Raw genomic sequence first — 10,737 nt, forward strand, 5'->3', positions numbered from 1 at the left:
AGGGAAGTCCAGGGAGATAGCCGAATGACACGCAAATTTGCCCGCTTCGGCGCCGCCGCCATGGCCGCTACGCTGCTGGTGCTGACCGCCTGCAACGCGTCGGACAATAAGTCCGCCACCACCGCGCCCAGCGCGGCAAGCTGGACCGAATTTCGCGACCAGTTTCTTGCCGGCTATTTCCCGCTCAACCCGACCTTTGCGGTCTATCAGGGCAAGCATGAATTCGACGGGCAGTTGCCCGACTGGTCGCCCGACGGGATCGAGAAGCAGGCGGCGTACCTCGAAAAGGCGATCGCCGATGCGAAAGTCTTTGACGGCGAGATGACCGCGGCTGAAAAGTTTGAGCGCGACTATCTGGTGCATGTGGCGCAGGGGCAGCTGTTCTTCCTGCGCGACACCGATTTCGCGGCGAAGAACCCGTCCTATTATACCGGCGCGCTCGACCCCAATGTCTATATCGCCCGGCCCTACGCCGATGCGACGACGCGGATGAAGGCGTTTATCGCCTATGCCGAGAAAGTCCCCGCCGCCGCCGCGCAGATCAAGGCCAATCTAAAGCTGCCGCTGCCCGCGACCTTCGTCAAATATGGCGCCGCCGGGTTTGGCGGCTTTGCCGATTATTACTCCGGCGACGCCAAGGCAGCGTTCGCCGAGGTGAAGGACGAGGCGCTGCAAAAGCAGTTCGACGAAGCGGCGGCAAAAGCCGGGGCCGCGATGACCGATCTGGCGAAATATGTTGGATCGCAGCCTGGCACTACCGACGGCTATGCGCTGGGTGCCGACAAATTTGCCAAGATGATCCTGACCAACGAGGGGGTCGACACCCCGCTCGACGAGTTGGAGCGCATCGGCCAAGCCGATCTCAAGCGCAATCAGGATGCGCTGAAGGCCGCATGCGCGACCTATGCCGCGGGGATGACGATCGGCGACTGCATGAAAAAAATGGGCGCCGACAAGCCCGCCGACGGCCCGGTCGCCGAGGCGCGGCGCCAGTTGCCGACGCTGCGCGCCTTCCTGATCGAAAAGGATCTGGTGACAATCCCCGGCACCGAGCAGGCGCAGGTCGAGGAATCCCCGCCGTACAACCGGCAGAACAGCGCCTATATCGACATTCCCGGCCCGTATGAAAAAGGCCTCCCCTCGGTCTATTATATCTCGCCGCCCGACCCGGCCTGGGACAAGCAGACGCAGGCCGATTTCGTGCCGGGGCGCAAGGACCTGATGTTCACCTCGGTCCACGAAGTGTGGCCTGGGCATTTCCTGAACTTCCTCCATTCGAACCGGGCGGAGAGCATCTTTGGCAAGCTGTTCGTTGGCTATGCCTTTGCCGAGGGTTGGGCGCATTACACCGAAGAGATGATGTGGGACGCGGGGCTGGGTGAGGGCGATCCCGAGACGCATGTCGGGCAGCTGTCGAATGCGCTACTGCGCAACTGCCGCTATCTGTCGGCGATCGGGCTGCACACCAAGGGGATGACCGTCGCCGATTCGGAAAGGCTGTTCAAGGAACAGTGCTTTCAGGACGAAGGCAATGCGCGGCAACAGGCGGCGCGCGGAACCTACGATCCGCTCTACCTCAACTACACGATGGGCAAGCTGATGATCCGCAAGTTGCGCGAGGACTGGACGAAAGGCGATCGCACGAAGTGGAAGGCGTTCCACGACGAGTTCCTGTCCTATGGCGGGCCACCGATCCCGATGGTGCGCGCGGCGATGATGAAGGAAGAGGCGCCGAAGGCGGTGTTCTGACGGGTGCGGGTTGCGCGCATGGGCGGGTATTCGAAACGCTTGGATCACCCTCTCCTCTAGGGGGGAGGTGGATTCAGCTAGCTGGCGCGCGTAGCCGCGCCACGAAAAAGCCGTCGAGGCCTCCAGCTTCGCTCAAGACACCGGGCAAGGTGCGGACAAAACCATTCTTATCGGGCGCGATGGCTTCGGGCAGCTCCTCCGCGCGCACCGGATCGACGCGCCACAATGGGTGATGTTTCAGGAACGTCGCGACCTGATCCTCACCCTCGGTCCGCTCCAGCGAGCAGGTGGCATAAATCAACGTACCGCCGGATTTGACCCAGCGCGCGGCGCGGGCGAAAAGTTCGGTTTGCAGCACCGCCATTTCCTCGATCTGGCGTTGCTCGATCCGGTGCAAGACGTCGGGATGGCGGCGGAAGATACCGGTGGCCGAACAGGGGGCGTCGAGCAGTACCGCATCGGCAGGTGCGGCGGGCGCCCATGACCGGATGTCGGCCTGCACGATGTCGGCGGCCAGCCCCGTGCGCGCCATATTGGCGCTGAGCCGTTCGAGGCGCTTGGCGCTGGAATCGACCGCCACCACATGCCAACCGGCGGCTGCCAGCTGCATCGTCTTGCCACCAGGCGCGGCGCACAGATCGAGCACGGTGTGCCCTCCGCCCGAACCCAGCAGCCGAGCGGGAAGGCTCGCCGCCAGATCCTGAATCCACCAACCGCCTTCGCTATAACCCGGCATCGCCTCGACCGCCTGTCCACGCGGCAGGCGGCGATGGCGCGGCGCGAGTGAGATGGCGTCAGGCCACTCGTCCGCACCTGGTTCGGCGGCGAAGCTGAGGTCGATCGGCGGCGGCGTGCTCCAGCCCGCCTCAGCGACTTCGACCATCGCCAGACTCCATTGCTCGGCCCATCGCTCGGCGGTGGGCAGAGGTAGGGTGGCGCGTTCGGGGAGTTGCCATTGGTCCTGCTGCGCGCGCGAGAGGATCGCGTGAACCAGCCGCCTCGGTCCGCCCGCTACCAGCGGCAGCGCGGTCGCCACGACGGCATGGGCAGGGCTTTTAAGGACGAGCAGCTGTGCGAGCGCAATCCGCAGCACGGTGCGTGATTTGACGTCGTCGGGCAGGATCTGCGCCGTCGCGCTGTCGATCAGCGCGTCGATGTCGACCATCCAGCGCAAGGTTTCGGACGCGATCGCTACGGCAAAGGCGCGGTCGGCGCCGGTCAGTCCCTGCGCCGCGGCGTGCATCGCGATGTCAAGCGGGTCGCCCCGGCGCAGGACCGCGTCGACCAGACGCAATGCAGCGCGGCGCGGTGCGGTGCCTGCAGGGTCAGGTTCATGCTGCCCGCGCTGTTTGGGGCGGCGCGGGCGATCAACCATGTCGATGGTCGGCGAGGCTGGCGTGAGGCATGAAAAATCCTATATGATGCGCGTTATGACTGAACGCAGCGAAACAGAAACCATCGGCGGCACGCCGCGCGCGGCGAAACGTCCGGCGCATGTGAAGGCGCCTGCCGACTGGACCAACAGCCCGGTACCACCGGCGGCGCCGATCCGCGAGGAAAAGGCCGAGGATCAACCCGGCGGCCGCAATCCGGTGCGCTATGGTGACTGGGAACTCAAGGGCATTGCCATCGATTTTTGACGTCGCGACAAGCGCGCGTCAAAAAGGATTCATTCGCCCGATTAGCCCGGTCCGGTCGACAAACTGATGCTTCACCGCGGCGAGAATATGAATTGCGGCGAGTGCCAGCATGGTCAAACCCAACACCTCGTGACGGTCGTGCATTACGTCGGCCAGACCTTCGTTCGGCGCGACAATCACCGGGATAGCGAAAAGGCCAAAGAAATCAATTGGTCGCCCCGCCGCCGACATCCACACCCAACCCGACAGCGGCAGCAGGATCAGCAGCGCATAAAAGAGGAAATGGGTGACCTTGCCCAGAAACCGCTGCCACGTCCGAATCGTGGCGGGCAGGGGTGGGGGGCGGTGGCCAAGCCGCCACGCGATGCGAATGACGGTCAACGCGAGCACGGTGATGCCCAACGCCTTGTGCACATCCATGGCGGTGCGCTGCGTTTCGCGCGGCAAACCCTCGGTCAACATGGCCAGGCCGATATTGGCGATGACCGCCAGGCTGATCAGCCAGTGAAGCCAGATGGCCACCTTGGTGTAACGCGGTCCGGCGGTGCCGGTGGTTTCTGCCAAGGTGGCCATCGCGGTCATGCCTCTCAGACTGTCGGGACTTCCTGATACTCGGGCACCTTGCCGGCTTTTACCTGCTCGGCGAAAACCTCGCGCATCAGCTGAAGCGAGAAAAGATGGGCGAAGATCAGCGCCAGGATGCCGTTTTGCATCATCTTGCGCAGGACATCGCCGCGCAGCTCACGCAGCTTGTTTTCGTCCACCATCTGGAAGCCGCGATACACGTACGGCTTGTCATTGCCTTCCTGCTGAATGCTGACTTCGCCTTCCATCAGCAGGTCCGCCTTTTTCAACTCATCCATGAAGGCACCCGTGCGCTGCCCGGCTTCTTCGAACATTTTGCAGAATTCGAGGATCGCCTGAACGGGTGCGGTCGGCTGGCCATTTTCGAACATCGCGTCGCCTTCGTCGAACTTTCCGACGGCGCCCGAGGTCGGGTCGAAGCACAGCGAGAGCTCGTCCGAATCCGGCTGCAGGCGCGCGAGCAGGAACGGATAGCGACGGATATAGGCCGGGACATAAACGGGATTGACCAGCTTCCCCTGATCATCGACGAACGTGTTGACGCCTTCGTTCAGGCCCATCAGCGCCAGCGGCACCGGATTATCACCCGCCGAAAAGACGATCGGATAATGGCGGCAGGCCGAGACAAATTCGTCCGAGGTTAGCGGAACCGCATGCTGGTTGACCAGGAAATCGGCGTTGTCCAGCGAACGTGCGTGGAAATCGGCGTGATCCACGCTCGAAAGCGGCAACAGATCCTTGTAGAAAAGCGGCAGATTGGCAGGGGCGGGCGCAGTGGCCATGATAAAACTCCGGTAGGGTGTCCCGACCAGCCGGGACGCACAAGATAACAGCGCGCCTTATTGACCTGCGCCGCGCGGCGCAAGGGGGGCGGTAGCAAGAGGTGGGAGCGGGGTCAGGCGATCAGCTTGCCCGGATTGAAGAGGCCTGCCGGGTCGAGACCGGCCTTGATCCCGCGCAGCGCTGCCAGCCGCGCCGGGCTGTCGAGTTCGGCGAGGAGATCGCGCTTCATCTGCCCGATGCCATGTTCTGCCGAGATCGAGCCGCCAAGTTCGATGACGTGCGCATAGACCAGCCGACTGACCGCAGTGCCATGCTTTGCGAGCCATGCCGGACCGTCTGCGCCGACGGGCGGCTGGACGTGGTGATGGACATTTCCGTCGCCCAGATGCCCGAACGATAGCGCGCGGGCGCCAGGGAAAGCCGCAGTCAGCCGAGCCGGATTGTCGGCGATGAACGTCGGCATCAGGTTGACGGGGACGCTGACGTCATGCTGCAATGCCGGTCCCTCGGCACGCTCGGCTTCAGAGATGGAATCGCGCAGGCGCCAGAAATCGTCGCTCTCACGGTCGTTCTTGGCGATCACGACATCAAGGATCAGTCCGGCATCGAGGGCAGCGCCGAGTTCGCGCTCCAAGGCGTCCCCAACCGCCTGATCGCTCGCACCTGCCAGTTCGGCCAGCACATACCAGGGATGCTTGGCGGCGATCGGTGCGCGGGTCTGCGGAATGTGGCGCAGCACAGCATCGAGGCAGCCGTGCGGAATAATCTCGAACCCTTCGAGTTCGCGCCCGATGCTGGCGTCGAGCTGGCGGAGCAGAAGGAGCGCGCGGTGGGGCGTATCGATCGCGATCCACGCGGTGCGCCGCGCGGCTGCGGCGGGAACGAGATGGAGGGTCGCGGCAGTGACGATGCCCAGCGTTCCCTCGGCGCCGCAGAGCAGGTGCCGCAGGTCGTAACCGCGGTTGTCCTTCTTGAGCGGCGCGAGGCCGTCGAAGATGCTGCCATCGGGCAGTACCGCCTCGATCCCTGCGACCAGCGCGCGCATCGTGCCGTGACGCAGCACCTGGGTGCCACCTGCGTTGGTCGACACAAGGCCGCCGATCGTCGCCGAACCCTTGCCGCCGAGGGTCAGGGGGAAACGCAGGCCGTGGGTGAGCGCTTCGTGATGGAAGGTTTCGAGGATCACCCCAGCCTCCGCTACCGCACTCCGCGCTGAAGTGTCGATGCTGCGTACCCGGTTCATGCGGCGCAGGCTGAGTAACAGCTGGTTACCGCCGACGTCGGGGGTGGCGCCGCCGACCATGCCGCTGTTGCCGCCCTGCGGCACCAGCGCCACCCCTGCATCGGCGCACAGGCGCACGATGGCAGCGACCTCTTCGGTTGAGCCGGGCGACAGCATCGCCGCAGCGCGTCCGGTATATTTACCGCGCCAGTCGGTCAGCCAGGGCGCCATGATATCGGCGTCGGTAGTGTATCCCTTTGGCCCCAAAAGCTTCGCAAGTGCGTCGAGCAGCGCAGGCGATGGCGCTCGCGTCATACCGGGTCACCCGCGAATGCGTTCGACCGCCTGTGGTTAGGAAGACAATTATAGTTCATTTGATGTTCAATCATGGCTGTTAAAGCGAGCGTTGGATGAATATCAGGTTTTCGTCCAGCGACTATGGACGCGGGAGCTACGGGTGGGCAGCATTTATTTTCAGGATACCAGAGGAGCGGTGGCGCGGCTGTGCTGAACGCCCTTGTCCTTTGGTTTGCCGCGGCGGCGCCTGCCGCCGACGCCTTGCCGCCTGTTGCGGCACCTGAACCGCTGGTCGCGCTGACCGCGCCGACGCCCGAGCAGGTCACGTCCTTCTGGCAAGTGGTGATCGAACAGCAGTTGATCATCCGCGTTCCGGCGCAGCGTTCGCAACTCAATAATTTTGCCGCGGGACCGATGCGGTCGCGGCGGGCGACCGAAATCCCGATCGTGTGGAAAGAAAAAAAGGCGCCCAAATGCGTGGCGATGCGCAACATCATGGGGATGCAGGCGACCCAGCGCGACAGCATCGACATCATCACGCGGCAGAAGCAGCGGCTGCGCGCGCAGCTTAACCGCGGGTGCCGCGCACTCGACTTTTACGCGGGCTTTTACATGCAGGGCAGCAAGGACGGGAAGCTTTGCGAGGATCGCGATCAGATCCATGCGCGGACCGGTGCCAAGTGCGAGATCGACAAGTTTCGGCTGATGGTTCCGGTGCCCGACGAGGATTAGGCGACTAATCGCGCTTTTCGTCGCCATTTCTTGACTTTTCATCGCTATTTGCCCAAGGCCCGCGGAGCGCCGCCTGCGTGGAAGGCTGAGCGTCACCTCTTTTTCCGGACATGATAAACTTATGAAATTTGCCGAGATCGGCCTTTCCGACGAACTTTTACGCGCCATCGACGAGTCGGGCTATGACGAAGCGACGCCGATCCAGGCGGGCGTTATCCCCTCGGTGCTGATGATGCGCGACATCATCGGCATCGCCCAAACGGGGACCGGCAAGACCGCATCGTTCGTGCTGCCGATGATCGACATTCTCGCTCACGGCCGCGCCCGCGCGCGCATGCCCCGCTCGTTGATCCTCGCGCCGACGCGCGAACTCGCGGCGCAGGTAGCTGAGAATTTTGAAAAATACGGCAAATATCACAAGCTGTCGATGGCGCTGCTGATCGGTGGGGTCCAGATGGGCGATCAGGTCAAGGCGCTCGAAAAGGGCGTCGACGTGCTGATCGCGACGCCGGGCCGCCTGATGGATTTGTTCGAGCGTGGCAAGATTTTGCTGACCGGATGCAATTTGCTGGTGATCGACGAAGCCGACCGCATGCTCGACATGGGGTTCATCCCCGACATCGAGAATATCTGCACCAAGCTTCCTGCCAATCGCCAGACCTTGCTGTTCTCGGCGACGATGCCAGCGCCGATCAAGCGGCTGGCGGACAAGTTCCTGTCGAACCCCAAGACGGTCGAAGTCGCGCGCCCCGCGAGCCGCAACGAAAATATCGAGCAGTTTCTGGTCAAGACGTCCGAACGCGGCAAGCGGGACACGCTGCGCAGCCTGATCGATTCCGAGAAGGTTCACACTGCGATCATCTTTTGCAACCGCAAGACGACCGTGCGCGAGCTGGCGAAGGCGTTACAACGGTCGGGTTATAGTGCTGGCGAGATTCAGGGCGACATGGACCAGTCGAGCCGCACCGCCGAGCTCGACCGATTCAAGAACGGCACGATCAATATCCTGGTCGCATCCGACGTCGCGGCGCGCGGACTCGACGTCAAAGGCGTCAGCCACGTGTTCAACTTCGATGCCCCTTGGCACCCTGACGATTATGTCCACCGTATCGGGCGTACTGGCCGCGCCGGCGCGCAGGGGCGCGCGTTCACGCTGGTGACGCCATCGGACGACGAGGCGATCGACAGCATTCAGAAGCTGACCGGATACAAGATCCCGGTCCATGGCGTTGAAGCGGCGGCGGCTGAAACCGCCGCCGCAGCGCCCAGCGAAGCCGAAGAAAAGCCCCGTCGCGGGCGTTCGGAACGTGGCGGACGTGGCCGCGGCGCCTCGAAACCGGACAAGGTTGCGGCGGAGCCAGTCGACGAGCCCAAAGCGGCCCCAGCAAAGGCGCCCAGGCCGCGCGATGATCGCAAATCAGCTGCTACGCCGAAACCGGCGCCCGCACCGCGTCGCGACGATCAGGACGGTCCCGATGACGGCTGGAACGGCCCGATGCCGGGTTTCCTGTCGGTCGGTTTTGGTAGCTGAGAATTTTCTGCCTGTTTAGGTGACCAACCCAGGAGCCGCCGTGTTTTGGTGGTGGTTAGGTGCCGTTCGCCTACCGAAGCGCCCGCGGAGTCGGGGGCTGCAAGTGGGCTATTCCTGCGTCACCGAGTAAACTGACAGCGGCCCTCGCGTTCGCAGGGGCGACGACTGGTTTTGGTCGTTAGCGGCCACAAACCTACAGCCGAACTAGCATTTTCCCCATATTTTCGCCTGCGAACAACCCTAGAAAAGCATCAGGCACTGACTCTATTCCCTCGTGCACGGTTTCGCGCATCGTCACCGCGCCGCTGGCGATCAGCCCGCCCATGTCGGCGTAAAATTCTTCCATGCAGTCGAAGAACTGATCGGTGTAGATAAAGCCTTCTATGCGGATCCGCGCCGGTATCGTGCGGATGAGATATTTCATCTCTTGCGCCTTGCCGTCATTATAGACGTCGATCATCCCGCAGATTGCAAAGCGCGCGAAATCATTGGCGGTCGCAAAGGCGGCGTCGAGATGTTCGCCGCCGACGTTGTCGAAATAAACGTCGATGCCCGGTTTACCGAGATCAGCGAGCGCTTGTGTCAGTCCCGACAGGACCGGCGCCGCCTTGTAATCGACGACCGCATCGGCGCCCAGATCCTTGACCCACGCACATTTTTTCGCGCCGCCTGCCGAACCGATGACGGTCATTTCGCGCGCCTTGGCGATCTGGACCACGGCAGATCCCACCGCGCCCGCCGCCGCCGAGACAAAAATTGTGTCGCCGGGCTTCGCCGCGGCGACGCGGAGCAGGCCGATCCAGGCGGTGCCGCCGGTCAGCCCCATATTGTGCAGAAAGGTCTGCGGGGTCAGCCCCGCCGCCAGCGCATCGGCAGGCAGCTTGTTCGGCATCATGTCGAGGCCGACGACGCCGCCATCGCGCCAGCCGCCCATGTGGAGGATCATGTCGCCGGGCGAGAAGCCCTCCATCCGGCTTTCCACCACTTCGCCGATCGCGCCGCCGGTCATCGGCTGGTCGATCTGAAAACTTGCGGCATAACTTTTGGCGTCGTTCATCCGCCCGCGCATATAGGGATCGACCGACAGCCAGCGGTTCCGGACACGGAGCTGGTCTGGTTCGAGCGGCGCGTCAGGCAGCTCGCGCAGCGCGAAATTGTCCATCGTCGGAAGCCCTTGCGGGCGGCTGATCAAATGCCAGGCTTTGCTCATCGGAACCCCCATTCCCTGATTTCGCATGGCGGTGACGGCGGTGGTCAGAAAAGCCGTTGCCACTGCAATGCGGTGCGTTTATTACGCCGCGGTCGCGGGGCCGTAGCTCAGATGGGAGAGCGCTGCAATCGCACTGCAGAGGTCAGGGGTTCGATTCCCCTCGGCTCCACCATTATTACAATGATTTAGCGACAAAGATTCATCTTTGTATGGAATGAATATGGAAAAGCGGGTGCGAGCCGTTTGCTTGGACCCGCTTCACGCACGCTCGGCAACGCCGGCCAGCAGCTCCACATGAGTGCAACTGGCCAGCATTTCTTCCGAAATTTGGCGCGGGCTCAAGAGAGTGCAGACGTGCGATAACAGGCGCCGTCGAAGGTCGAAGCGAACACTCTGCCCAATCAATTTTCGGAGGTCGATCGTTCAGTTCGATAGTTTTGTGGTCGCTCCACTCGGGCGGCAGCACCATCCCCGGCGACGGGCGATTGACCTGGACCGGCGCGGCGCCCCGCGAAAGTGCGGCGGCGCAATTATTTCCCCGCGTGCTGCGCACGCTCCTCGCGGCCGCTGCGCTTTCAAATAATCGCGCCGCCGCACTCCTCCGCTTTGCTGCGGCCCTTACGGGTTCGCGCGTCGCCTCATGCTCCGGTCCTTGGTCCGCCCATGCCGCAGGGATGGTTCCGCGGCAGTTTTTAAGGAGACGACCAATGGCATCCATCGGCTTTGTGAACGGCACCATTGAAAAAGGCTTCGTGGGCCAGCTCAAGACCCTCTCGATCCGCGCAAGCATCGAGATCCGCACCAACCCCTCGAAGAACGGCGACGTCCAGCCCGATTTCCGGGTCTATTCCGAGGGTGTGGATTATGCGTAGCGCGTGATTATGCGGAGTGGGGTGATGGAAGTGGCGGTTATCTGGCGCTTTTTCTGTGTTCCTGCTCCACATAATAACGGCGGCGGTGCCGCAGCCCCTCGCCGGGTAGCGGGCGC

The 10,737-nt window shown here is 63.0% G+C and carries 10 protein-coding genes and 1 tRNA gene; 6 read left to right on the top strand and 5 right to left on the bottom strand.

Features of this window, described 5'->3' with window-relative positions; all coding sequences use genetic code 11:
* Nucleotides 1–24: 24 nt before the first annotated feature.
* On the top strand, nucleotides 25–1,749 hold the full coding sequence (locus CDQ92_RS00515; RefSeq protein ID WP_188682471.1) for a DUF885 domain-containing protein: 1,725 nt from the start codon (nucleotides 25–27) through the stop codon (nucleotides 1,747–1,749).
* Between the two features lie 73 nt (nucleotides 1,750–1,822).
* On the opposite strand, the gene CDQ92_RS00520 is transcribed toward CDQ92_RS00515, so the two are convergent.
* Nucleotides 1,823–3,124: an RsmB/NOP family class I SAM-dependent RNA methyltransferase gene (locus tag CDQ92_RS00520; RefSeq protein ID WP_088439129.1), complete on the bottom strand. Its 1,302-nt coding sequence runs from the start codon at nucleotides 3,122–3,124 to the stop codon at nucleotides 1,823–1,825.
* A gap of 55 nt (nucleotides 3,125–3,179) precedes the next feature.
* Between CDQ92_RS00520 and CDQ92_RS00525 the strand changes: the two genes are divergently transcribed.
* Nucleotides 3,180–3,389, top strand: a complete 210-nt coding sequence (locus tag CDQ92_RS00525; protein ID WP_088440484.1) for a DUF1674 domain-containing protein — start codon at nucleotides 3,180–3,182, stop codon at nucleotides 3,387–3,389.
* A gap of 18 nt (nucleotides 3,390–3,407) precedes the next feature.
* Here the strand turns inward: CDQ92_RS00525 and CDQ92_RS00530 are convergent, their stop codons facing one another.
* From CDQ92_RS00530 to CDQ92_RS00540, 3 genes are all read right to left on the bottom strand, one after another.
* The gene (locus CDQ92_RS00530; protein WP_088439131.1) at nucleotides 3,408–3,971 is read right to left on the bottom strand and encodes a cytochrome b; all 564 of its coding nucleotides are present in this window, start codon (nucleotides 3,969–3,971) and stop codon (nucleotides 3,408–3,410) included.
* Between the two features lie 5 nt (nucleotides 3,972–3,976).
* On the bottom strand, nucleotides 3,977–4,756 hold the full coding sequence (locus CDQ92_RS00535; protein ID WP_088439133.1) for a SapC family protein: 780 nt from the start codon (nucleotides 4,754–4,756) through the stop codon (nucleotides 3,977–3,979).
* A gap of 113 nt (nucleotides 4,757–4,869) precedes the next feature.
* Nucleotides 4,870–6,294 carry an FAD-binding oxidoreductase gene (locus tag CDQ92_RS00540; RefSeq protein WP_088439135.1) on the bottom strand — a complete coding sequence of 475 codons (1,425 nt, stop codon included), beginning with the start codon at nucleotides 6,292–6,294 and terminating at the stop codon, nucleotides 4,870–4,872.
* 189 nt (nucleotides 6,295–6,483) lie between these two features.
* Between CDQ92_RS00540 and CDQ92_RS00545 the strand changes: the two genes are divergently transcribed.
* On the top strand, nucleotides 6,484–7,008 hold the full coding sequence (locus CDQ92_RS00545; protein ID WP_088439137.1) for a hypothetical protein: 525 nt from the start codon (nucleotides 6,484–6,486) through the stop codon (nucleotides 7,006–7,008).
* 121 nt (nucleotides 7,009–7,129) lie between these two features.
* Entirely contained in the window at nucleotides 7,130–8,539 is a 1,410-nt protein-coding gene (locus CDQ92_RS00550) for a DEAD/DEAH box helicase (protein WP_088439139.1), read from the top strand.
* Between the two features lie 193 nt (nucleotides 8,540–8,732).
* Here the strand turns inward: CDQ92_RS00550 and CDQ92_RS00555 are convergent, their stop codons facing one another.
* The gene (locus CDQ92_RS00555; RefSeq protein ID WP_088440485.1) at nucleotides 8,733–9,749 is read right to left on the bottom strand and encodes an NADP-dependent oxidoreductase; all 1,017 of its coding nucleotides are present in this window, start codon (nucleotides 9,747–9,749) and stop codon (nucleotides 8,733–8,735) included.
* A 96-nt stretch (nucleotides 9,750–9,845) separates the two neighbouring features.
* Here CDQ92_RS00555 and CDQ92_RS00560 point away from each other — a divergent pair.
* Nucleotides 9,846–9,921: transfer RNA gene (locus CDQ92_RS00560), tRNA-Ala, on the top strand.
* Nucleotides 9,922–10,234: 313 nt separating this feature from the next.
* On the top strand, nucleotides 10,235–10,621 hold the full coding sequence (locus tag CDQ92_RS21495; RefSeq protein ID WP_229667635.1) for a DUF736 family protein: 387 nt from the start codon (nucleotides 10,235–10,237) through the stop codon (nucleotides 10,619–10,621).
* Nucleotides 10,622–10,737 lie beyond the last annotated feature (116 nt).

It is taken from the genome of Sphingopyxis bauzanensis, assembly GCF_002205675.1.
Lineage (GTDB): Bacteria > Pseudomonadota > Alphaproteobacteria > Sphingomonadales > Sphingomonadaceae > Sphingopyxis > Sphingopyxis bauzanensis.